This window comes from Jatrophihabitans fulvus (assembly GCF_054781375.1).
The window spans coordinates 97,069-117,001 of sequence record NZ_BAAGUN010000005.1 but is presented as its reverse complement, the minus strand read 5'-3'; the positions used below and the strand labels follow the sequence as shown (position 1 = coordinate 117,001).

General features: G+C 72.9%; 26 protein-coding genes and 1 tRNA gene. 16 read left to right on the top strand and 11 right to left on the bottom strand.

What is annotated here, in order from left to right; all coding sequences use genetic code 11:
• Positions 1 to 13 precede the first annotated feature (13 nt).
• Positions 14 to 700 carry a class I SAM-dependent methyltransferase gene (locus tag ACYVP9_RS16730; protein WP_460606057.1) on the bottom strand — a complete coding sequence of 229 codons (687 nt, stop codon included), beginning with the start codon at positions 698 to 700 and terminating at the stop codon, positions 14 to 16.
• Positions 701 to 723: 23 nt separating this feature from the next.
• Entirely contained in the window at positions 724 to 1,722 is a 999-nt protein-coding gene (locus ACYVP9_RS16725) for a prephenate dehydrogenase (protein ID WP_460606056.1), read from the bottom strand.
• Positions 1,723 to 1,825: 103 nt separating this feature from the next.
• On the opposite strand from ACYVP9_RS16725, the gene ACYVP9_RS16720 reads away from it, so the two are divergent.
• The 3 genes from ACYVP9_RS16720 to tadA are packed head-to-tail and all read left to right on the top strand — an operon-like array spanning position 1,826 to position 3,256.
• Positions 1,826 to 2,305 (top strand): tRNA adenosine deaminase-associated protein, encoded by a 480-nt coding sequence (locus ACYVP9_RS16720; protein WP_460606055.1) that lies wholly within the window; start codon positions 1,826 to 1,828, stop codon positions 2,303 to 2,305.
• A 10-nt stretch (positions 2,306 to 2,315) separates the two neighbouring features.
• The gene (locus tag ACYVP9_RS16715; protein WP_460606054.1) at positions 2,316 to 2,801 is read left to right on the top strand and encodes a tRNA adenosine deaminase-associated protein; all 486 of its coding nucleotides are present in this window, start codon (positions 2,316 to 2,318) and stop codon (positions 2,799 to 2,801) included.
• A complete protein-coding gene (tadA, locus tag ACYVP9_RS16710) occupies positions 2,798 to 3,256 on the top strand; it encodes a nucleoside deaminase (protein WP_460606053.1) in 459 nt (152 codons plus the stop codon). The genes ACYVP9_RS16715 and tadA overlap by 4 nt, the downstream gene beginning before the upstream one ends.
• A 2-nt stretch (positions 3,257 to 3,258) precedes the next feature.
• On the opposite strand, the gene ACYVP9_RS16705 is transcribed toward tadA, so the two are convergent.
• Positions 3,259 to 3,900 (bottom strand): dihydrofolate reductase family protein, encoded by a 642-nt coding sequence (locus ACYVP9_RS16705; RefSeq protein WP_460606052.1) that lies wholly within the window; start codon positions 3,898 to 3,900, stop codon positions 3,259 to 3,261.
• Between the two features lie 20 nt (positions 3,901 to 3,920).
• Positions 3,921 to 4,253, bottom strand: coding sequence for a VOC family protein (locus tag ACYVP9_RS16700; protein ID WP_460606051.1), 333 nt, complete (start codon positions 4,251 to 4,253; stop codon positions 3,921 to 3,923).
• A gap of 92 nt (positions 4,254 to 4,345) precedes the next feature.
• Between ACYVP9_RS16700 and ACYVP9_RS16695 the strand changes: the two genes are divergently transcribed.
• Positions 4,346 to 4,846 (top strand): winged helix-turn-helix transcriptional regulator, encoded by a 501-nt coding sequence (locus ACYVP9_RS16695; RefSeq protein WP_460606050.1) that lies wholly within the window; start codon positions 4,346 to 4,348, stop codon positions 4,844 to 4,846.
• Here ACYVP9_RS16695 and ACYVP9_RS16690 read toward each other — a convergent pair.
• Positions 4,837 to 5,364, bottom strand: a complete 528-nt coding sequence (locus ACYVP9_RS16690; RefSeq protein WP_460606049.1) for a hypothetical protein — start codon at positions 5,362 to 5,364, stop codon at positions 4,837 to 4,839. The two genes, ACYVP9_RS16695 and ACYVP9_RS16690, sit on opposite strands and share 10 nt — an antisense overlap.
• Positions 5,365 to 5,522: 158 nt before the next feature.
• Between ACYVP9_RS16690 and ACYVP9_RS16685 the strand changes: the two genes are divergently transcribed.
• Positions 5,523 to 5,610 (top strand) — tRNA-Ser (locus ACYVP9_RS16685).
• A gap of 101 nt (positions 5,611 to 5,711) precedes the next feature.
• Here the strand turns inward: ACYVP9_RS16685 and ACYVP9_RS16680 are convergent.
• On the bottom strand, positions 5,712 to 5,981 hold the full coding sequence (locus ACYVP9_RS16680; RefSeq protein ID WP_460606048.1) for a DUF1905 domain-containing protein: 270 nt from the start codon (positions 5,979 to 5,981) through the stop codon (positions 5,712 to 5,714).
• Positions 5,978 to 7,180 (bottom strand): Rossmann-fold NAD(P)-binding domain-containing protein, encoded by a 1,203-nt coding sequence (locus tag ACYVP9_RS16675; RefSeq protein ID WP_460606047.1) that lies wholly within the window; start codon positions 7,178 to 7,180, stop codon positions 5,978 to 5,980. Before ACYVP9_RS16675 ends, ACYVP9_RS16680 begins: the two co-directional genes overlap by 4 nt.
• Before the next feature lie 68 nt (positions 7,181 to 7,248).
• Between ACYVP9_RS16675 and ACYVP9_RS16670 the strand changes: the two genes are divergently transcribed.
• From ACYVP9_RS16670 to ACYVP9_RS16650, 5 genes are all read left to right on the top strand, one after another.
• Positions 7,249 to 7,731, top strand: a complete 483-nt coding sequence (locus ACYVP9_RS16670) for a MarR family winged helix-turn-helix transcriptional regulator (protein ID WP_460606046.1) — start codon at positions 7,249 to 7,251, stop codon at positions 7,729 to 7,731.
• Entirely contained in the window at positions 7,728 to 8,420 is a 693-nt protein-coding gene (locus ACYVP9_RS16665; RefSeq protein ID WP_460606045.1) for a helix-turn-helix domain-containing protein, read from the top strand. Before ACYVP9_RS16670 ends, ACYVP9_RS16665 begins: the two co-directional genes overlap by 4 nt.
• A 10-nt stretch (positions 8,421 to 8,430) precedes the next feature.
• On the top strand, positions 8,431 to 9,273 hold the full coding sequence (locus ACYVP9_RS16660; protein ID WP_460606044.1) for a prenyltransferase/squalene oxidase repeat-containing protein: 843 nt from the start codon (positions 8,431 to 8,433) through the stop codon (positions 9,271 to 9,273).
• A 114-nt stretch (positions 9,274 to 9,387) separates the two neighbouring features.
• Positions 9,388 to 10,098, top strand: coding sequence for a GAF and ANTAR domain-containing protein (locus tag ACYVP9_RS16655; protein WP_460606043.1), 711 nt, complete (start codon positions 9,388 to 9,390; stop codon positions 10,096 to 10,098).
• 48 nt (positions 10,099 to 10,146) lie between these two features.
• Positions 10,147 to 10,911, top strand: a complete 765-nt coding sequence (locus ACYVP9_RS16650) for a GAF and ANTAR domain-containing protein (RefSeq protein ID WP_460606042.1) — start codon at positions 10,147 to 10,149, stop codon at positions 10,909 to 10,911.
• Positions 10,912 to 10,949: 38 nt separating this feature from the next.
• On the opposite strand, the gene ACYVP9_RS16645 is transcribed toward ACYVP9_RS16650, so the two are convergent.
• Positions 10,950 to 11,762: a GAF and ANTAR domain-containing protein gene (locus ACYVP9_RS16645; protein WP_460606041.1), complete on the bottom strand. Its 813-nt coding sequence runs from the start codon at positions 11,760 to 11,762 to the stop codon at positions 10,950 to 10,952.
• A 188-nt stretch (positions 11,763 to 11,950) separates the two neighbouring features.
• Between ACYVP9_RS16645 and ACYVP9_RS16640 the strand changes: the two genes are divergently transcribed.
• The 3 genes from ACYVP9_RS16640 (at position 11,951) to tal (ending at position 14,096) form a co-directional block, all read left to right on the top strand.
• Entirely contained in the window at positions 11,951 to 12,709 is a 759-nt protein-coding gene (locus tag ACYVP9_RS16640; protein ID WP_460606040.1) for an ANTAR domain-containing protein, read from the top strand.
• A complete protein-coding gene (locus ACYVP9_RS16635; protein ID WP_460606039.1) occupies positions 12,706 to 12,906 on the top strand; it encodes a hypothetical protein in 201 nt (66 codons plus the stop codon). The genes ACYVP9_RS16640 and ACYVP9_RS16635 overlap by 4 nt, the downstream gene beginning before the upstream one ends.
• A 68-nt stretch (positions 12,907 to 12,974) precedes the next feature.
• Positions 12,975 to 14,096 carry a transaldolase gene (tal, locus tag ACYVP9_RS16630; protein ID WP_460606038.1) on the top strand — a complete coding sequence of 374 codons (1,122 nt, stop codon included), beginning with the start codon at positions 12,975 to 12,977 and terminating at the stop codon, positions 14,094 to 14,096.
• A gap of 3 nt (positions 14,097 to 14,099) precedes the next feature.
• On the opposite strand, the gene ACYVP9_RS16625 is transcribed toward tal, so the two are convergent.
• Complete coding sequence (locus ACYVP9_RS16625; RefSeq protein WP_460606037.1) at positions 14,100 to 14,852, bottom strand: LLM class flavin-dependent oxidoreductase; 753 nt, start codon at positions 14,850 to 14,852, stop codon at positions 14,100 to 14,102.
• 1 nt (position 14,853) lies between these two features.
• Positions 14,854 to 16,836, bottom strand: coding sequence for an acetoacetate--CoA ligase (locus tag ACYVP9_RS16620; RefSeq protein ID WP_460606036.1), 1,983 nt, complete (start codon positions 16,834 to 16,836; stop codon positions 14,854 to 14,856).
• Between the two features lie 146 nt (positions 16,837 to 16,982).
• On the opposite strand from ACYVP9_RS16620, the gene ACYVP9_RS16615 reads away from it, so the two are divergent.
• From ACYVP9_RS16615 to ACYVP9_RS16605, 3 genes are all read left to right on the top strand, one after another.
• On the top strand, positions 16,983 to 17,978 hold the full coding sequence (locus ACYVP9_RS16615; RefSeq protein ID WP_460606035.1) for an LLM class flavin-dependent oxidoreductase: 996 nt from the start codon (positions 16,983 to 16,985) through the stop codon (positions 17,976 to 17,978).
• 92 nt (positions 17,979 to 18,070) lie between these two features.
• Positions 18,071 to 18,499 carry a PNPOx family protein gene (locus tag ACYVP9_RS16610; RefSeq protein WP_460606034.1) on the top strand — a complete coding sequence of 143 codons (429 nt, stop codon included), beginning with the start codon at positions 18,071 to 18,073 and terminating at the stop codon, positions 18,497 to 18,499.
• A 39-nt stretch (positions 18,500 to 18,538) separates the two neighbouring features.
• Positions 18,539 to 19,423, top strand: a complete 885-nt coding sequence (locus ACYVP9_RS16605; protein ID WP_460606033.1) for a carboxymuconolactone decarboxylase family protein — start codon at positions 18,539 to 18,541, stop codon at positions 19,421 to 19,423.
• Here the strand turns inward: ACYVP9_RS16605 and ACYVP9_RS16600 are convergent.
• Positions 19,410 to 19,847 (bottom strand): Rrf2 family transcriptional regulator, encoded by a 438-nt coding sequence (locus ACYVP9_RS16600; RefSeq protein ID WP_460606032.1) that lies wholly within the window; start codon positions 19,845 to 19,847, stop codon positions 19,410 to 19,412. The two genes, ACYVP9_RS16605 and ACYVP9_RS16600, sit on opposite strands and share 14 nt — an antisense overlap.
• Positions 19,848 to 19,933: the final 86 nt, after the last annotated feature.

The following is a 19,933-nucleotide window of genomic DNA, read 5'->3' as shown; positions in this document are numbered from 1 at the left end:
CCCCAGTGTCCGCTCAGACCCTGCGCCCGACCAGGACCCGGTACCAGACCGGGTTGCCGTCCGTCAGCTGCCGGTGCAGGAAGCGTTCGTCCGTCTCGAAGGCGACGGTGTCGCCGAAGCCGTCGCGGGCACCGTCCGCGTGCTGTTCGGCGCAGGTGAACGCGAGCCAGTCGCCCGGGGCGAAGGCGTCCCAGGTCGCGGCGAGCGTCGCCGGTTCGATGTGGCCACCGGTCAGCGCACCCGCACTCGTGAGGGCCGTGAGCCGGTGCCCGGCGACGAGGGCGGACGGGTCGACGGTGTCGAGGCCGCCGACGACGAACTGCTCGTACGTGCCGGGACGGTCGCGCTCGACGGCGTCGCGCGCCACCGGGCTGATGTCGAGCCCGACGACGGCGGTCATGCCGGCGGCGCGCAGGGCCGCGCCCGACACCCCGTTGCCCGCGCCGACGTCCAGGCAGCGGACGTCCGCCGGCGTCGCGCCGGCGGCGAGCACCCGGGCGGCGAGCGCCGCCGCGAGCGTCTGGGGCGAGGTGCAGCCGAGCCGCTCGTGCACCACGTGCTCGTACAGGCCGGGCACGGCGTACACGTCGTCGTAGTCGTGGATGCGCAGCGTCCGCCGGTCGTCGCCACGGACCAGCACGAACGTCTCGTCCCCCTGGGTCGCGGGGGCGGACGGGTCGATCTCGACGGTGAAGTCCATGCCGACGATCCTGCCGTGCGGCCTCAGGCGGGTCGCATCCCCAGCAGCCGCACGCCGTCCTCGTCGCGCAGCACCGCGGTGACCCACCCGCCGACACGGCCGTGGCCGAGCAGCGCCGTCCGGTCCGCGCCGAGCTCGACGGGCTCGAAGCGGCGGCCCTCCCAGTTCATCCGGGCCGCGTGGCCGGCGCCGGCGAGCGGGGTCACCGACCGTCCGGACGCGAGCGCGTCACGGGCCGACGTGAGGTGGTAGATCGCGTCGTCCAGCGCCGCGACGAGGGCGGGGTTGCCGTCGCACCACGACGCGACGAGCGCCGGACGGGTGCGCGCCACCCGCGATCCGGACTTGTACGACCCCGCCGCGAGGGACAGCCCGAGCGGGCCGCCGGCGAGCCCGGTGAGCGCGAGTGCCTCGGCGAGCACGTGCGGCAGCCCGATGACACGGGCGACGGCGGCGTCCTGGTCGGCCGACGTCGTCGGCACCGGACGGGCGCCGAGGTCGCAGACGAGCGCGGCCACCCGCAGCCAGGCGGTGAGCTCGGTGTCGGGCTCGAGGGTGAGCGCCCACGGGCAGTCGCGGAACAGTGCCGGGTCGGACGCGGGCCAGCCGGTCTCCTCGACACCGGCCAACGGGTGTCCGCCGACGAAACGCGCCTGCGGCGCATGGTCGCGGACGGCCGCCAGCACCGGCTGCTTGAGGGTGCCGACGTCGGTGAGCACGGTGCCGTCGCCCAGCGACGGTCCGATCGCGCGGACGGCCGCCTCGACGCTCGGCAACGGCATCGCGAGCACGACGAGGTCGGCGCCGTGCACCGCCGCTTCGGCCGTCGGGGCGACCGGGAAGCCGGCCGTGCTGGCGGACGCGGCGGCGGTGGTGTCGACGTCGAAGCCGATCACCTCGAGCCCGGCCCGGCGCAGGGCCTGCAGCAGCGACCCGCCGATGAGCCCGAGCCCCAGCACGGCCACGCGGCGGAACGGCGGCACGTCGGACGGGCCCGGGGCGTGCGCGTCGCTGTCGGTCACCGCGCGACGGTATCGCTTGCGCGGGCTGGCTTCCGCGTGCGAGCTGTGACGCGTTCGGGGTCGCGACTTTCGCCGTGCCTGCCGGACGTGCCACTCTTTGTCCGTGGCACAGGGGTTCGGGTTCGCGGCCGTCCGTGAGGACGCCGGATGGCGTATCGATCCGTTGCCCCCGGCGGTGCTCGAGGACCTGGGCGTGCTGCTGTCGGCGTTGCGATCGCAGCCCCCCGAGGGTGGGCCGTTCGTCGCCGCCTGCGTCGAGGACGAGTTCTTCGTCATCGCGCGCCAGAACGGTGCGCGGATCTCGTTGCTGCTGTCCGACCTCACCGCCGCCGTCGAGTTCCCGCTCGCCGAGCAGGCGATGACGCGGCTGGGCGAGGACCCGCCCGCGGACGACGAGCTGGACGAGGTCTGGCCCGTCGGCGACCTCGACATCTTCGACGACCTCGACCTGTCCGAGGACGACGTCGAGGACATCCTCGACGACCTCGACCTGCTGCCCGAGGAGATGCTCGAGACGATCATGGACCGGCTCGAGATCGGTGACGCGTTCGTCGCGGCGACCGAGAACGCCTGGGTCCGCTGAGGTAGGCGGCGTGTCCATCTTCGCCGCGCTGGCCGTCCGCACCGACGACGACTGGTCGCTGACCGAAGCCGACCTCGACGGCTGCGAGTCGCTCGACGACCTCGCCGACGTGCTGCGCGACCTGCAGGGAGACGTGCGGCTGCTGCTGATCGAGCAGGACGACGAGTACGCAGCGATCGTCCGCCTCGACGAGGGTGAGGACGAGGCGCGCGCGTTCCTGTCCGACGGGCACGCCGCCGACAACTACCCGATGGCCGCGGTCGTCGCCGAGGAGCTCGCCGAGGTGGGCGGCGACGAGCTCGACGGCGACGACGACGCACCACCGGCCCACGACAGCGCCCCGTTCGGCGAGCCGGCGATCGTCGCCGACCTCGGAACGCCGGCGGACGACCTCGTGGAACTCGCCGAGCACGAGGGGACGCTGCCGGTCGACCTGCTCGTCGCCGTGTGCGGCAAGGCCGGTTTCGGCGAGGCGTTCGAGGAGCTGCGCGGGTGATCCCGTCCGCGGCCGATCGCGCCGCGGTGGGGCACGCGCTCGACGCCGCCCGCGGCGCCCTTGCGCGCGAGGTGCCCATCGGGGCGGTGGTCCTGTCGCCGTCCGGCACGGTGGTGGCGGTCGCCGCGAACGAGCGCGAGACGGCGTCCGACCCGACCGCCCACGCCGAGGTGCTGGCCCTGCGCCGCGCGGGCGCGGCACTCGGGTCCTGGCAGCTCACGGGCTGCACGCTCGCCGTCACGCTCGAGCCCTGCACGATGTGCGCCGGCGCCCTCGTGCTGGCGCGGGTGGCGCGCGTCGTGTTCGGCGCCTGGGACCCGAAGGCCGGCGCGGCCGGGTCGTTGCGGGACGTGCTGCGCGACGCGCGGCTCAACCACCGTCCGGAGGTCGTCGGGGGAGTGCGCGCGGAGGAGTGCGCCGCGTTGCTGGACGCCTTCTTCGCCGCGCGACGCTGACCTCACTCGGCCCGGCGGTTCCAGAGCTGGTGCACCTGGCCGGCGTCGTCCGTCACGAACGAGATGTCGAAGCGGCGGTGGATGCCGTCGAGCCCCTCGAACAGCGGGACGCCGCGGCCGAGCACGATCGGCTGCGTCACGAGGTGCAGGACGTCGACCAGGTCGGCGCGCAGGAAGTCGCGGATGCTGCTGGGCCCGCCGCCGAGCCGCACGTCCAGCCCGCCCGCCGCCTCGATGGCCAGCGCGAGCGCGTCCTGCGGGGAAGCGTCGACGAAGTGGAACGTCGTGCCGTTGGCGAACTCGATCGGCGCGCGCGGGTGATGGGTGAGGACGAAGACCGGGGTGCGGAACGGCGGCTCGTCGCCCCACCAGCCGACCCAACCGTCGTCCGGCCACGGACCGGTCTGCGGGCCGAACTTGCGGCGTCCCATGATCTCGGCCCCGACACCTTGACCCCAGGTGGACGTCAGCGCCCGGCCGACGGTGAACGGGGCGTCGGCATGGTGGACGCCGTGGATCACCCGTCCGTCGAAACGGGCGAACAGTTCCTCGGCGCCGCCGATGGGCGCGTCGTGCGTGACGTGCTCGCCGGCGGCGAACCCGTCCAGCGAGATGTTCAGGTTGTGCACGCGGGTGAGGGGCATCGGGGTCCCGCTTCCCCGGCTCAGGATCCGGTGACGACGACACGGTTGCCGTCCGGGTCGGACAGCTGCAGCAGTCGCGCCCCGCCGCCGGGTTGCGGGCCGTCGTGCGCCACGCCGGCCTCCGTCATCCGGGTGGCGAAGGCGTCGAGGTCGGTGTCCTCGAACACGACGCACGACCGTCCCGCCCGGTCGGGCTCCGACCAGACCTGGAGGCCGAACGAGTCGCCCAGGTGCCATTCGAGCAGGCCGGGCATCGGGCGGGCGTCGGGCGCGGCGCCGAGGACGCCGGAGTACCAGCTCTCTGCGCGGTCGAGATCGGTGACGGTGCACTGGGCGAGGACGCGGCGGATCACGAGGTGCTCCTTCGGGTCGAGTGCTTGCAGATGACAACCGGTACTCGACCACAGGGTGGTAGTAGATTGCAAGCAGTTCGAGACGAGGTGGGATGACCGATTCGCCGCGGTCGGGGTGCCCGATCAACGCCGCCGTCGAGGTGCTCGGCGACCGGTGGAGCCTGATCGTGCTGCGCGACATCATGTTCGGCGACCGCCGGCACTTCCGGACGCTGCAGCGCGAGTCCGAGGAAGGCATCGCCTCGAACATCCTGGCCGCGCGGTTGCGCGACCTCGTCGAGGGCGGCCTGCTCACGCGGGAGGACCCCGGCCCCGGGCGCCGGGCCGCCTACAGCCTCACCGAGCCCGCCATCGAGTTGGTGCCGGTGCTCGCCGAGCTGGGGTGGTGGGGCCTGCGGAACCTGCCGACGACGCAACCGCTGCGCGTCCGTGCGCAGCTGCTGTACGAGGGCGGGCGCGAGCTCTGGGACGACTTCATGGCCGAGCTGCGGGTCTCACACCTCGGTGCTGCGCCGACCCGCACGGGAAGGCCCTCGGTGCAGGCGCGACTGGACGCCGCCTTCGCCGCGGCGTGCCAGGACGCTCAGGCCTGACCGCCGACGGCCTGCAGGTGGCGGGTCGCACGTTTCGCGACCGAGGCCCGGGTGTCGTGCGAGAAGCGTTCGAGCTGCGGGCGGAGCCAGGCGCGCAACCCGGCGTCGTCGGCGGACCAGCGCGCGAGGACGTCCATGGTGACGTTGCGGACGATCCAGTCGGGCGAGGTCGCGAGGTTGTGCTGCAGCAAGGCGGTCGCCCGTTCTCGCTCGTGATCGGTGAGATCGTTGCGCAGGTGGTCGAGCAGTTGCGCCACGTGCCATTGCACCGACGGCTGCTCGATCGGGCCGAGCTCGTCGAGGATGCGCGTCACGCGCGGCACGAACCAGTCGGGACGCTCGCGACAGATCTTCTCGAGCGCGTCCCCGACCCGCATGCGGACGACGGCGTCGTCGCTGGAGATCGTCGCGAACAGCTCGTCGAGCAGCGTGCCGTCGGCGAGGACGCGGTCGACGACCTCACCGGTACGGCCGAGCGAGTTGGGGTGACCGCCGGCGAGGTCGTGATCGAAACCCATCGAGGTATTAGAACACATAACCTCCGACGGTGTGATGCGCGGACGTCGTCCCGACCGGTCACCGCTACGACCGTCCGCCGGATGCCCGTCGTCCACCACGACGTCGGCCGCCACCGGGCCGCCCGAACGCGCGGACGGCCGCTGGTAACGTTCTCGCCGGTGGCGTGTCCGAGCGGCCAAAGGAGCACGCCTCGAAAGCGTGTGTGGGTAACACCACCGTGGGTTCGAATCCCACCGCCACCGCCAGCAGGAGCCGAGAGGTGAGGAAGCCCGCTTCCTCACCCGAGGACTTCCTCACCCGAGGTCTTCCTCACCGAGGCGACGCTCCACGGCCCGCCGCCGAGTGGTCAGTCGCGCAGCTCGAGCCGCACCTCGACCTCGTCGCCGGCACCCCGGCCGGTGGCCTTGCGCGTGGCGGCGTTGAACGAGACCAGCGACCGTCCGCCCATCGAGCCGATGGTGGTGTCGTACGCGTAGCCGCCGTCGACCGTGACCCGCACGGGGACGCGCTTGCCGCGCTCGAACGCGGCCACGATCTCGTCGGGGACGACGATGCCGACGTTGTTGCCCCCGGTCGCCTCGAGCGTGGTGCGGAAGGTCTGCACGGTCTCGCTCATCGGTCTCCCTCGCGCACGGTGTCGGCGGCCGCCACACGGTATCCACCCATCCAGGCCGTCCGCTTCTCGGTGAGCACGTGGCGGAACGCGAAACGCATGCCCGCCTCCATGATCCGCCGCCCGACCGGGCCGGGGACCTTGGCGCTGCTGGTCCGTGCGCCGGCCTTGACCACGCGCTCGACGCGGTCACGGCGGGCGGCCTCGTACGCGGTCAGTGCGGCGCCGGTCTCGGCGGCCTCGCGCAGGCAGCGCGCGAGCACCACGGCGTCCTCCAGTGCGAGCGACGCACCCTGGCCGGAACTCGGGGCCGGGGCGTGTGCCGCGTCGCCGACGAGCACGGTGCGGTCGTCGTGCCAGACCGGCACGTGGGCGAGGTCGTAGGTGTTGTCGCCCGCGAGTTCGAGGCGCCCGGCGCCCACGAGCGCGGCCGCAGGTCCGGCGTCGTCCGCCACGAGCTCCCCGAGCCGGGACAGCCACGCCTGCGACGAGGTGCGCTCCCGGACGTCGGACGGGATCTCGGGTTCCGGAACGTTGACGAACCACACGACGTCGCCCGCCGGCGTGGGGTGCGCGCCGAAGAAGCACCTCCGTCCGAAGACGAAGTGCCACCGCTCCGCCTGCAGGTCGACGGTGACGTCGGCGGCGTCGGTGACGCCGCCGAAGTTGGTCAGCCCCACGTAGCGGGCCGTCGGCGCGGACGGGTCGAGGCCGCGGCGCGTGCGCGAGTGCACGCCGTCTGCGGCCACTGCGACGTCGGCGGTGATCCGTTCACCGATCGCAAGCTCGGCGACCACGCCGTTCGACGTGGTCACGACACGGCGGACGCGCACGCCCCACCGGACGTCCGCCCCGCCGTGCTGCGCCTGCTCGGTCAGCACGGCGGCGAGGTGGGCGCGCTTGAGCGTCAGCCCGACGGCGCCGTCGTCGAGTGCCGGCCCGAGGCCGAGCGTGCCCAGGTGGCGTCCCGTGGCACCGAACATCGCGTTGGCCCGCGTGGGGAAGCCGGCGTCGGCGACCATGCCGCGCACGCCCAGCGCGTCGAGCGCGGCGAGCCCGTTCGGGGCCAACGTCAGGTACGAACCCGCCTGCGCGTCCGGGCCGGCCCGGCGTTCGAGCACCGTGACCTCGATCCCGGCGTCCAGCAGTCCCAGCGCGGCGGCGGGACCGGCCACGCCGCCCCCGATGACGACAGCTCTCACGCGATACCCTCGTTTCGACGACCGTATGATTCGTTTATCGAAAGATTCGATTGTCGAAAGGTAGGCTGATGCCGTCCGACCGTCAAGCGCTCGTCGCCGACGTCGGCATGGCGATGCAGCGCTACCAGCGCAGCGTGCAGGCGTTCGACGACGCCGTCGGACGCGCGCTGGGGCTGAACCCGTCGGACGTCCGCTGCCTCGACTGGCTGGTCGACGGGCCGAGGACGATGTCGCAGCTCGCCGCCGGCATCGGGCTGCGGCCGGCGGCGACGTCCGCGCTGGTCGACCGGCTCGAGGCCCGCGGGTTGGTCGCGCGCACCCGTCCCGAGGGCAACCGGCGGCAGGTCGTCGTCGAGATGACCGAGCGGGGGCAGGACCTCACCGGCCGCCACTACGGACCGCTGGTGGTCGAGGGCCAGACGATCATGGACCGCCTCAGCCGGGACGAGCTGCAGTTCCTGCTCCGCCTGCTCGGCGACATCACCGACCTCACCGACCGGCACCGGGCACGTGCCGAGGGCAGCGAGGGAAGCGAGGGAAGCGAGGCGTGACCTACCGCGAACACCGTGCGCCGCGGACGGCGGCCGCGACCGTCGCCTGCCTCTGGACGCAGACGACGACGAGCGCCGAGCAGAGCCTCGTGCCCGACGCCGCCGTCGACGTGCTCTGGTTCGACGACGGCCGCCTCGTGGTCGCGGGCGCCGACACCGGACCGGTCGTCGACGCCGTGCCCGTGGGCGCACGCGTCGTCGGAGTGCGGCTGCGGCCGGAGGCAGCCGGCGCCGTGCTGGGGCTCGACGCGAGCGAGTTGACCGACCGGCGCGTCGACGGCGCGGACCTCGACCTCCCCGGCCTCGCGCGGCTCGCCGCGACGCCGCCGTCGCACGCCGCGCTGCTCGACGCCCTCGCTGCGGCCACCACCGCGCCGGACCGGCTGGTCGCCGGGGCCGCCGCGCTGCTCGCCCGCCCCGGCGCGCGGGTCGCCGCGGTCGCCGACACGCTCGGGGTCAGCAGCCGCCATCTGCAGCGACGGGTGTGCGCCGCCGTCGGCTACGGGCCGAAGACGCTCGCGCGGGTGCTGCGCCTGAACGCCCTGCGCACCCTGCCCGCCGGCGACCTCGCCGCGCTCGCGCTGCGGGCCGGCTACGCCGGGCAGGCCCACATGAACGACGAGGTGCGGCGGTTGACGGGCGTGACGCCCGTCCGATTCCTGGAAGACCGAGGCAGCGCCGCGCCCTAACGTCGGGTCCATGCCTGCGGACCTCGCTGCTGCGACCACCTTCGTCCACGCCAATGCCCGGTTGCTCGACCGGCACCGTCTCGCCGGCGACCGGACCGCGGTCCTCGCGGCGTTGCGCGCGTACGGCACGCCCGACGGCGGGTTCGGCCACGCCCTCGAACCCGACGTGCGCGACCCCGCCGCGCAGCCTGCCGCCGTGCTGCACGCGCTCGAGATCCTCGACGAGATCGACGCCCTCGACGGCGACCTGGCCGACGGCGCTCTCGCCTGGCTGGCACGGGTCGCCCACGACGACGGGTCGATCCCCTTCGTGCTGCCGACGTCCGCCGACCACCCGCACGCGCCGTGGATGGCGCCGAACGACGAGCCGTCGTTCCTCACCCTCGCGATCGTGGGACTGCTCGACGGGCGGACGTCCCGCTGGCTCGACCGGGCCCGGGAGTGGTGCTGGGCACGGGTCGAGGACCCGGCACGCCTCGAGCACTACTGGGTGAAGTTCGGGCTCGTCTTCCTCGATCACGTCGCGGACGCCGACCGCGCCCGGGCCGCGATCGACGGCCTGCGTGGGATCGTCGGCGCCGACGGGACCATTCCCGTCGCAGGAGGGACGGAGGGCGAACACCTGTCCGTTCTCGACTTCTCGCCGACACCGGGTCTGCGAAGTCGCGCGCTCTTCACCGACGAGCAGGCCCGCGCCGCACTGGACGACCTGGAGGCCGGGCAGTACGAGGACGGCGGCTGGGACGTGGACTACCTCAAGTGGTCTCCGGGGCAGGCGCTTGAGTGGCGAGGGCGCAAGACCGTCGAGACGGTGGCGCTCCTGCGCGCCCACAGCAGACTCCGCCCGGCCTAGGATGATCGTGGCCCGACGCCCGCGGCCCGCTCCTATCGACAGGACAGCCTTGGTCGCGACAACCACCTCTCCGCTGGGCGAATCCGGCGACCGCTCCGGTCGCCGGCGTTCCTGATGGCGTTCCAGGACGATGTGATGGCCGCGATCAAGGACCACGTGGGGGTGGCCGCCGCGGACCGGCTGTGCGGCGCGTGCACGTCGCTGCTCTCCGTCGACGGCGCTGCCATCTCGCTCGTGCTCGACGGTGAGAACACCGGGACCCTGGGCGCCAGTGATGCGCAGGCGCGCACGTACGACGAGCTGCAGTTCACCCTCGGGGAAGGGCCATGCCTCGACTCGGTCGCGACGCGCACCGTCGTGCTGGTTGCCGACGTGGCCCGCCTGGCGGAGCGCGAGCCCGACCGCTGGCCGATCTACGGTCCTGCTCTGCTGGAGCTCGGGGTGCGAAGCGTGTTCGCACTGCCCATCCTCATCGCCGGTGAGTACGTGGGCGCGCTCGACCTGTTCCGTCGCCGGCCCGGACCGCTCGCTGCCGAGCACCTGGCCGGGGCGCAGGTGGCGGCCGATCTGGCCGAGATGCCGCTGCTCGACCTGCTGTCGGAGTCCGCCCGTGCCGAGTCCACCGGTGACGTGCCGTCCGAGGATCTGTTCGCGGCCACGCGGGCCGAGGTCAACCAGGCGACCGGCATGCTGGTGGCGCAGCTCGGTGTCGATCCGGCCGAGGCCCTGCTCCGGTTGCGCGCGCACGCGTTCGCGACCGGGCGTTCTGCCACGGACGTCGCTCGGGACATCCTCGAGCGCCGGTTGCGGTTGGAGCCGGAGTGAGGCCGTCCCGCGCCCACCCCGACCGGACCATCACGACGGGAGCGTTCTGTGACCGACGATGAGCGCGAGGCGCACGTGCTCGATGCAGTGGTGACGCTCGTCGACAGCCTGCTCCAGGACTTCGACCTGGTCGAGCTGCTCACAGACCTGACCGAGCGCTGCGTCGGGCTGCTCGACGTCGCCTCCGCCGGTCTGCTGCTCGCCGACCCGCGTCGGCGGTTGCGGCTCATGGCGTCGACGTCCGACACCAACGAGGGCGTCGAGCTCTTCCAGCTGCAGGCGGACGAGGGGCCGTGCCTCGACTGCTTCGCAGCCGGGCAGCCGGTGTCGGTCGCCGACCTGGCGGACACCGCCGGGCGCTGGCCCCGCTTCACTCCCGTGGCGCGGGCGGCCGGGTACGCGTCGGTGCACGCGGTGCCGATGCGTGCCGCCGGCGGCGCCCTCGGAGCGCTCGGTCTGTTCGGTACCCGACCCGGTGTCCTCAACGAGGCCGATCTGCTCGTCGGGCGCAGCCTCGCCCACGTGGCGAGTGTCGCGATCGTCCAGGAACACCCGCCGACGAGCGACCTTCTCCTGCCGCGGCTGCGCGGCGCGCTCGCCCGCCGCACCGTCGTCGAGCAGGCACAGGGCTACGTCCGCGAGACGCTCGACGTCGGTGTCGCGGAGGCGTTGTCACTGCTGCGCCGCTACGCGAGAACGTCCGGCATCCATCTCTCGGACGTGGCCAGGCTGCTGGTGTCCGAGCGGGACGCACGTCCCGCGATCCTCACGGGACTGCGTGAACTGGTCGCGACGACCGACCGGGACGGGTAGCCGCCGTCTGCCGGGTCGGGTGCCCGCGTCGTTCGGCTCTACACGTCGCCGGCGGTGCCGCGCGCCCGGGCGCGGCGGACGGCCTCGTCGACGAGGCGCTGCGCGACCGTGCTCAGCTTGACGTCCTCGGACTGGCTGCTGCGCCGCAGCCGGTCGAACGCCGCCTCGGCGCTGCACCCGGACCGGCTGCGCAGGATGCCGATGGCCTGGTCGACCACGGCGCGCGACGTGAGCGCCGCCTGCAGGTGGTCCGCCCTGTGGCGTGCCTCGTGCAGGCGGCGGACGTTCTCGACGGACACGGCGGCGGGGACGGCGAACCGCTCCGCGAGCCGCACCGCGTGCTCGCTGAACGCGTCCCGCTCCCGGGCGTAGATGTTCAACGAGCCCACGACGTCGTCCCGGACCACCAGCGGGACCGCCAGGGCGGAGTGCACGGCCAGGCGCGCGACACGTCCGCCGAAGCGCGGCCAGCGATCGTCGCTGCCGAGCGAGCCGCTCACCAGGCTGCGCCGCGTCGCCATCGCGGTGAGGCACGGTCCCTCCACGCAGACGTCGTACTGCAGCCGGTCGATCTCGCGCACGAACGGGGCCGTCGCCGCCCAGGCCAGCACCTGACCGGCGGTCGCCGGACCTGTGATGGTCACCCCCGCGCCGTCGGCGTTCGGTGTCGCGTCCCAGGCGAACTCGGCGATGTGCTGCAGCACGGCGTCGAGGTCGTCGGCCCCGGCGACCAACCCCGCCAGGCCGTCGAGTGCGCCCGCGACGTCGCGTTCGTCGGCGCGACGTTGCTCGCCCGACAGGGCGCCGTCACTCGGCACGGCACGCCCGGTCTGCGGGTCGAAGTCGGTCATCGCGCCAGTGTCCCTGTCCGAGAGCGGACCGACCATCTCGACGAACCTTCCCCGAGCGATCGATCGTGTGTCAGCATGGACGTGCTGGACCCCAGCCACCTGAACCGTGGTTCCCGCCGCGCGCGAACCACGAGGGCCGTTCCGCCCGCAGCCAGGACGTCCGGTGACCTCGCTGATCGCAGGTGGCCGTGTTCCCCGAACCCCTTCCCGGCCCGTCCCCCTCCGTCGAAGACGTCGGCCTCGCGTCCGAAGGCCTCGCGCCCGCCGCGCCCGGCCTCGCGCCGGCGGTCCGGCTCGTCGCCTCGCCCGAACCGACCGTCGTGTTCGCCGGCCTGGCTGCGCGCTGCGCACCTGCGCTGTGCGACGACTGCACGGTCGAACTCGAGATCGGCGCCCACGGGGAGGCGGCCGCGCTGCGCATCGTCGAACCGCGGCCCGGACGGTCCGGCGGTGGGCTGGTTCGGCTCGCCGACGCGGCCGCGGTCGATGCCGGTCACACCGTTCGCGTCCCCTTCGCCGGCGCCCCCGCCCTCACCCCTGCGCCCGACGACACGACGTCGGCGAACTCCCCGCACCCCGCGTTCGTCGGCGTCGCCACCTTCGTCTGGCACCGCCGCGAGGTGACCGACACCGACCGGATGCTGGTCGAGACGCTCGTCGACCTCGCCGTCCGGACGGTGATGTGGCAGCGCAGCGAGGTCGCCACCGCGGCGGCCGCGACCCGTTCCGATCACCTCATGGTCGCGCTCGAGAACAGCCGCCGCATCGGCGCCGCGATGGGCATCCTCATGAGCAACCACAAGATCGCCGAGCAACAGGCTTTCGACCTGCTGCGCGTCGCCAGTCAGCGCGGCAACCGCAAGCTGCGCGACGTCGCCGACGGCGTCATCGAGACCGGCTGGCTCGACCCGGCGATGCTGCGCGGTTCGAGGCAGGGCGGGCGATGACTGTGTCACGACCCGGGACCCGCCGGACCGTCCTCGATTTCACGACCGCGCTGTTCGGCCTCGCCCGCCCGTCCGCGCGGTGCCCGAGCGAGCACTACGCGGACTTCCTGCGCCGGACCGTGCGCTGCCGGCTCGACACCGATCACGTCGGCGACCACCGGTACACCGTGTTCGACGAGACGGTGCGCTGGTCCTGAGTAGCGGGCCGACCGACCCGGTCGGTCGGTCCACTCGAACCGTCGACACCACGAAGAACGGCGCACGCATGAACGATCCACTGGCCCGCCTGTCTGACGCAGGGGTCTCGGTATGGCTCGACGACCTGTCCCGCGAGCTGCTCGCGGGCGGAGAACTGATGCGCCTGATCGACGAGCGCCACGTCGTCGGCATCACGACGAATCCCACGATCTTCGCCTCGGCGTTGTCGAAGGGCGAACGCTATGCCGACCAGCTGCGCTCGCTCGCCGGCGAGCACGCCACCGTCGACGACGCGATCTTCCGGATCACGACCGACGACGTCCGCACTGCCTGCGACACCCTGCTGCCGCTGTTCGAGGCCACCGACGGGCAGGACGGCCGGGTGTCAATCGAGGTCGACCCCCGCCTGTCACGGGACACCGCCGCGACGATCGCGGCCGCGCGGGCGCTGGCCGACACCGTCGACCGCCGCAACGTGCTCGTCAAGATCCCGGCCACCCGGGAGGGCCTGCCCGCGATCACCGCGACGCTGGCGGCAGGCATCAGCGTCAACGTGACGCTGATCTTCGCCCTCGACCGCTACGACGCCGTCATCGACGCCTACCTCGAGGGTCTGGAGCAGGCCCTGGCGGCGGGCGTGTCGCTGTCGGGCCTGCGCTCGGTCGCATCGTTCTTCGTCTCCCGGGTCGACACCGCCGTCGACGCGCTCCTCGAGGAACTCGACACCGACGCCGCACGCGGTCTGAAGGGCCTGGCCGCCCTGGCCAACGCCCGCCTTGCGCACCAGCTGTTCGAGACGCGGTTCACCGGTGAGCGGTGGCAGCGCCTCGTCGATGCCGGCGCGCACCCGCAGCGTCCGCTGTGGGCATCGACGGGCGTGAAGGTGACGGAGTACCCGGACACGCTGTACGTGGCAGGTCTCGTCGTCGAGGGCACCGTCAACACGATGCCCCGTTCGACGCTCGACGCGTTCGCCGACCACGGCGAGGTCGCCGGTGACACCGTGCGCGGCACCTACCGGCAGGCCGAGGAGCACTTCGCCGCGCTGGCCGATCTCGGCATCGACTACGCCGAGGTCGTCACCCTGCTGGAGGACGAGGGCCTGCAGAAGTTCGAGGCAAGCTGGCACGAACTCGGCGCGACCGTCCGTCGCGAGCTCGACGACGCGGCGCCGTCCCCCGTCGGCTGAGCGTCACCAGGGTCCGCCGAGCGCCGGACGGACCTCCTCCGGCTCCGGACCGTCCGGCGCGAAGAGCACGACCGCGTCGTCGAACCCGGCGTCGGCGTAGCGGCGCAGCGACTCGGCGGCGGAGTCGAGCTGGTCGTGCCGTTCGACGGGCACGGTGCACACCACGGCGCGGCCGCCGCCGGCCGCGCGGAAACGGCCGAGCGCCTCGACGATCTCGTCCGGGGTGCGGCGGTAGCCCGACGCCACCCACCCGTCGAACTCCCGTGCGGCCCGCTCGACGTTCCTGCCCCACGACCCGAGCAGGAAGCGCACGTCCGCTCCGGACCGGGCGAGCACGGCGTCGTCGTCGCGTCCGTCGCGCACGAGCGCTCGCACCCGCGCCACGTCGCGACGGAACGCGGGGAACCGCGTGGCATAGTCGCGATCGAGGGTCGCGTAGTCGACCTCCGTCGAGCCCGGGCTCGCCCCGAACGTCAACCGGTCGCCGCACACGGCGTGCAGCGACAACATGCGGTGCGCGAGTTCCGCCGGATGGTGCAGCGGCACCTGGACGGTCGCCGTGCCCAGCTCGACGCCCTCGGTCGCGCCGGCCGCGGCCGCCAACGTCACGAACGGGTCGGGGACCAGCGCGCCCCGTCCGACGAGTTCGGGGGTCCAGAGGCTCTCGAAGCCGGCCTCGACGAGCCGGCGCGCCCACGGGACGACGTCGAACGGCGGGGCGTCGGCCAGGTGGGCGAGGGTGGCGCCGATTCGCACGTCAGCGTCCCGCCCGCCGGTCGGCAGCGAATTGCGCGTACCAGCGCAAAGCCTCGGGGTCGTCGACGGACGCCACGTTCGCGGCCTTGTCGAGGGGAGTGCCGCGCAACAGCTTCTTGATCGGCACCTCGACCCGCTTGCCGCTGAGGGTGTGCGGCACGGCCGGGGCGGCCACGATCTCGTCGGGCACGTGGCGCGGCGTGAGACGGGTGCGCAGCGTCTGCGTGATGAGGTCACGCAGCCCGTCGTCGAGCTCGTGCCCGGCGGCGGGCACGACGAACAGGCCCAGCCAGTAGCCGTCGTCGTCCTGCTCGACACCGACGACGAGGGCCTCGGCGATCTCGGGCATCGACTCGAGCACGTCGTAGAAGTCACCGCTGCCCAGCCGGACGCCGTGGCGGTTCAGTGTCGAGTCGGACCGGCCGTGAACGGTCAGGCTGCCGTCGGAGTGCAGCGTCACCCAGTCGCCGTGGCGCCAGACGCCGGGCCACGTGTCGAAGTACGAGTCGCGGTAGCGGACGCCGTCGCGGTCGTTCCAGAGGTGGACCGGCATCGACGGCATCGGTTGCGTGACCACCAGGTCGCCGACCTCGTCGACGGCCGGTCGTCCGTCCTCGTCCCACGCCGCGCAGTCGACGCCGGCAAGCCGTCCGCCGATGCGGCCGATGCGCACCGGCGAATAGGCGTTCGCGCCGACGAAGGATCCGGAGATGTCGGTGCCGCCGCTCGTCGAGTCGATGCGGACGTCCGGGCCGACGTGGTCCGCCACCCAGCGGTACCCGTCGGACGGGAGTGCCGAGCCACTCACCATCAGGTGCCTCAGCCGGGAGAGGCCGTACGCCTCGCGCGGCGAGACGCCGGTGCCGGCCGACGCGGTCACGACGGCAGCGCCCATGAGCATCAGATCGGCGCCGGTGCGCGCGGCGACCTCCCACACGGCGCCCGCCGGGTGTCCCGGACTGCCTTCGTAGAGCACGATGCTCGCGCCCTGGGACAACGCGCCGAGCTGCATGTTCCACAGCGCCCAGCCCGTCGACGTGAACGTGAACATCCGCTCGCCCGGCCGCAGACCGCAGTAGAGCCCGGACCACTTCAGGGCCTCGAGGGTGATGCCGCCCTGGCTGTGCACGAGACCCTTCGGCAGCCCGGTCGTTCCCGACGTGAACAGCACCCACAGCGGGTGGGAGAACTCGACCGACTCGAACTCGAGTGGGCGCTCGCCGGAGACGACGCTGTTCCAAGGCGTGGCGTCGTCGGGCGACGGTCGGTCGAACGCGTACGGGACGTGCACGAACTCCTGCAGGGTCGGGAGATTTGCGCGCAGCTGCGCAATGACGTCGGATCGGTCGACGGTCCTGCCGTTCCAGTGGTACCCGTCGGCGGCGATCAGCACCGTGGGTTCGAGCTGGGCCAGCCGGCCGAGCGTGCCCTCGGTGCCGAAGTCGGGCGAGCAGCACGACCACACCGCACCGACGGCGGCCGCGGCGAGGCAGCCGACGACCGCGTGCTCGGTGTTGGGCAGGTAGGCGACGACGCGGTCGCCCGGGCGCACCCCGCGACCGCGCAGCCACCCCGCCGCGGCGGCGACGGCTGCGCGCAGTTCGCGCCACGTGATTTCGCGGGCGGGTGCGCCGCCCTCCTGCACGCACACCAGCGCGGCGTTGTCGTCCGCGCCACGGCGCAGCATGTGGTGCGCCCAGTTGAGCCGGGCGCCCGGGAACCAGCGCACGTGCGGCATCGGGTCGTCGGTGCGCACCCGGTCGGACGTCGCGTCGAAGTCGACCTCGTAGTGGTCGACCACTGCCCGCCAGAAGCGGTCCAGGTCGTCGACCGACCACTGCCAGAAGGTGTCGTGGTCGGGGAAGGCGCGGCCCTCGCGCGTCTCGAGCCGATCGAGGAAGGCGCGCAGCGTCGAGCGTCCGATGCGCTCGGGGTCGGGCGTCCACAACGTCTCCGGGTCGGAGGACGCGGGTCGGTCGGCCATGCACCCGACCGTAGGCGGACCCCGGCCGGGTGGGCAGGCGTCGGAGGTGACGGTTGAGCGAGCGTTGATGTTCGCCTGACCTGCCGTTGAGAGGACGGGCGGAGGCTGGCCGACACATGTTCTCGGACGACAGGAGACCGGCACCGATGAAGCTCGCCCTCTACCTCCCGAACTTCCGCGACGAGGTCAGCGTCCAGGAGTTGGAGAACCTCACCCGGCTCGCCGAGGACCTCGACTTCGACTCGGTCTGGACCCTCGATCGCATCGTGGTGCCCGAGTCGTCCGACCGCGCCGAGATGCAGTTCCCGTTCGGCATGATGACCGACTTCCCGCCCGGCATGCCGGTCGTCTCCCGCGGCAAGTGGTTCCAGGGCATGACCCTCATCCCGTGGCTCGCCGCCAAGACCGAGAAGGTCCGCATCGGCATGAGCATCATCGACACGCCCTACCGCTCGCCGGGCGTGCTCGCCGCCGAACTGGCCACCCAGGACCACCTCTCGAACGGGCGCCTCAACGTCGGCGTCGGCTCGGGCTGGATGCCGGAGGAGTTCGCGGCCTCGAGCGTGCCGCACCTGTTCAAGCGCCGCCACGCCCACGTGCGCGAGACCATCGAGATCATGCAGGGCATCTGGGACGCGAAGAACGAGGTGTTCGAGTACCACGGCGAGTTCGCGGACTTCGAGCCCTGCGGGTTCGGGCACAAGCCGTTGCAGCAGCCCGGCCCGCCCATCTACTTCTCCGGCCTCAAGGACCCGGCCCGCTCGGCGAAGCGCATCGCGAAGTACGGCCTGCAGGGCTGGATCGGCATCCAGGACTCGCCCGAGGACATCGCCCGCTGGAAGCAGGCGATGGAGCAGGAGCTCAACGAGCTCGGCCGCGGGTTCCCGGACGGTTTCGACATGTGCTCGATGATCTGGTTCGTCATCACCGACGAGCCGATGGACCAGACGAACAACGGCAAGGCGTCGAACCTGCTCGCCGGCACCGCACAGCAGATCGAGGACATGCTCAAGCGGTACCGCGACGCCGGCATGACGATGCCGCTGCTGTGGCCGCCGTTCCGTGACGTGCCGACGGTCAAGACGTTGGACGACCTCAAGCGCCTGACCGAGGAGATCATGCCGAAGGTCGCCGCCGGCTGACCCCGCCCGGCGATCTCCTGTCGACCGGTCGCCCGACCTGACCGCCCCTCGTGGACAGGTCGGGCGATCGCCCGTCCCGAAAGGCAACGGCCGTGAAGCTGGACGTCGACGAGGCCCGCACCCGGTTGGCCGACCACCACCACGGCGTGCTGTGCACGCTGCACGTCAAGCGCGGGCCGGATCCGCAGCCGGTCGTGTACGCCGTCACCGCCGACGGCGCGCACGTGGGTGTCCCCATCGACAAGGTGAAGCCGAAGTCGTCCACCCGTTTGCGTCGCGAGGACAACCTCGAGGCGGACCCCCGCGCCGCGCTGTTGATCGAGCACTGGGAGACCGAGGACTGGTCGCGGCTGTGGTGGGTGCGCGCCGAGCTGCAGCACGTCGCCGACCCGTCCGCCGGTGTCGTCGACGAGCTGGCCGACCTGCTGGCCGCGAGCGTGCCGCAGTACGCCGGCAAGCCGTTCCACCGGGTGCTCGTGTGCCGCATCGAGAACGTCACCGGGTGGTCTGCAGCCGGCTGACCCCTTGCCCGTCCGCCCCCTCGGTCGTAACTTGAGCCGGTGAACAGTAAGTACGAGCTGCCCGGAGCGCTGTGGGCGCACGACCCCGACTCGGCCGCCGCGCTGACCGCGGTGAACGCGCGGGTCTGGCGGACGTTCGACCCGGCGTTGCTGGCTCTCGTGCACGACGGCGTCGCGCGCATCGTCGCGGGCGGCCGGGAGTCCGCCGTACCGGACGACGCCGTCCAGGGCAGGGTTCTCGAACTCGCCGAGCAGCTGGCGCTGGACGTCGGCGGGCTGACGCCGGCGCAGCTCGCGGAACTGGCGGACGACTTCGCCGGTGACCGGCTCGCGGACCTCGTCCGGGCGCTGTTCGCCGTCGAGTTCACGCTGCGGCTGCGGACGGTCGCGGGCGCGCTGCTCGAGCCCGTCGTCGCCGCTCCGACACCGGCCGCGGACCCCGGCGGCACCCTGAAGGACCTGCTGGGCGCCTTCCAGAACGCCGTCGTGCGCGGCGACGTGCTCGATCCGGTGACCACGGAGCTCGTCCGGTTGCGGTGTGCCCGCACCCACGGCTGCCGCATCTGCCAGACCCTGCGGCTCGAGAGCGCGCGCGAGGCCGGCGCCGACGACGCCATGACCGCGAAGATCGACCGCTACGAGAGCAGTGACCTGCCCGAGCGGGCGAAGACCGCGCTGCGGATCACCGACGCATTCATCACCGGCACCGGGGCTCCGCCTGCGGCCCTCGTCGGGCAGGCCCGGCGGACGTTCTCGCAGCGCGAGCTGGCCGCGCTGTGCTTCGACATCCCGAAGTGGAGCACGCAGAAGATCCACGTGGCGCTCGGCACCGACGGCGCCGAGCGCCTCCCGGTCGGCCCGAACGGGGTGGCGCTGTTCGGCTTCGACGCCGACGGACGGCCCGCGGGATTCAGCCCGGCCTGACCTCGGCGCCGCTCACGGCCTGCTCCACCACGTCGGCCACGGTGCGCCCGGCCAGCGTCGCGCGGATGCCGGCCAGCACCTCGGCGTCGAGGTCGGTGAGCACCTGCTGGATGCCGGCGCCCACCGGGCAGGCCGGGTTGGCGTCGTGCACGCCCAGGACGGCGGCGTCGCCGTGCAGCACGTCCCAGACGGCGTCGAGGCCGATCGTGCCGGCGGCGCGCCCCAGCTCCCACCCGCCACCGCTGCCCGGACGGGCGTGCACGATGCCGGCCTCGCGCAGCGGGCCGAGGACGCGGCGCACGTACACCGGCGCGGTGTTGGTGCTCGCGGCGAGTTCGTCCGAGCTGACCGCCCGTCCGGGCATCGCCGACAGGTAGGTCAGCACGTGCACGGCGACCGCGAACTGGGTGTTGGTCGAGGCCACGGGCACACCGCCTTGAGATTCCGTAATCGGACTGGTTACAGTTTGATCCGTAACCACGACGATTACAGTACTGCGCACACGAAAGG

Excerpts from the sequence above, each read along its gene's own strand:
- ACYVP9_RS16680 (WP_460606048.1), bottom strand. The coding sequence starts at position 5,981 with ATGAGCGAGACCGTGCAGACCTTCCGCACCACGCTCGAGGCGACCGGG.
- ACYVP9_RS16730 (WP_460606057.1), bottom strand. The coding sequence starts at position 700 with ATGGACTTCACCGTCGAGATCGACCCGTCCGCCCCCGCGACCCAGGGG.
- ACYVP9_RS16655 (WP_460606043.1), top strand. The coding sequence starts at position 9,388 with ATGGCGTTCCAGGACGATGTGATGGCCGCGATCAAGGACCACGTGGGG.
- ACYVP9_RS16620 (WP_460606036.1), bottom strand. The coding sequence starts at position 16,836 with ATGGCCGACCGACCCGCGTCCTCCGACCCGGAGACGTTGTGGACGCCC.
- ACYVP9_RS16660 (WP_460606044.1), top strand. The coding sequence starts at position 8,431 with ATGCCTGCGGACCTCGCTGCTGCGACCACCTTCGTCCACGCCAATGCC.
- tal (WP_460606038.1), top strand. The coding sequence starts at position 12,975 with ATGAACGATCCACTGGCCCGCCTGTCTGACGCAGGGGTCTCGGTATGG.
- ACYVP9_RS16645 (WP_460606041.1), bottom strand. The coding sequence starts at position 11,762 with ATGACCGACTTCGACCCGCAGACCGGGCGTGCCGTGCCGAGTGACGGC.
- ACYVP9_RS16615 (WP_460606035.1), top strand. The coding sequence starts at position 16,983 with ATGAAGCTCGCCCTCTACCTCCCGAACTTCCGCGACGAGGTCAGCGTC.
- ACYVP9_RS16690 (WP_460606049.1), bottom strand. The coding sequence starts at position 5,364 with ATGGGTTTCGATCACGACCTCGCCGGCGGTCACCCCAACTCGCTCGGC.
- ACYVP9_RS16670 (WP_460606046.1), top strand. The coding sequence starts at position 7,249 with ATGCCGTCCGACCGTCAAGCGCTCGTCGCCGACGTCGGCATGGCGATG.
- ACYVP9_RS16705 (WP_460606052.1), bottom strand. The coding sequence starts at position 3,900 with ATGCCCCTCACCCGCGTGCACAACCTGAACATCTCGCTGGACGGGTTC.
- ACYVP9_RS16635 (WP_460606039.1), top strand. The coding sequence starts at position 12,706 with ATGACTGTGTCACGACCCGGGACCCGCCGGACCGTCCTCGATTTCACG.
- ACYVP9_RS16695 (WP_460606050.1), top strand. The coding sequence starts at position 4,346 with ATGACCGATTCGCCGCGGTCGGGGTGCCCGATCAACGCCGCCGTCGAG.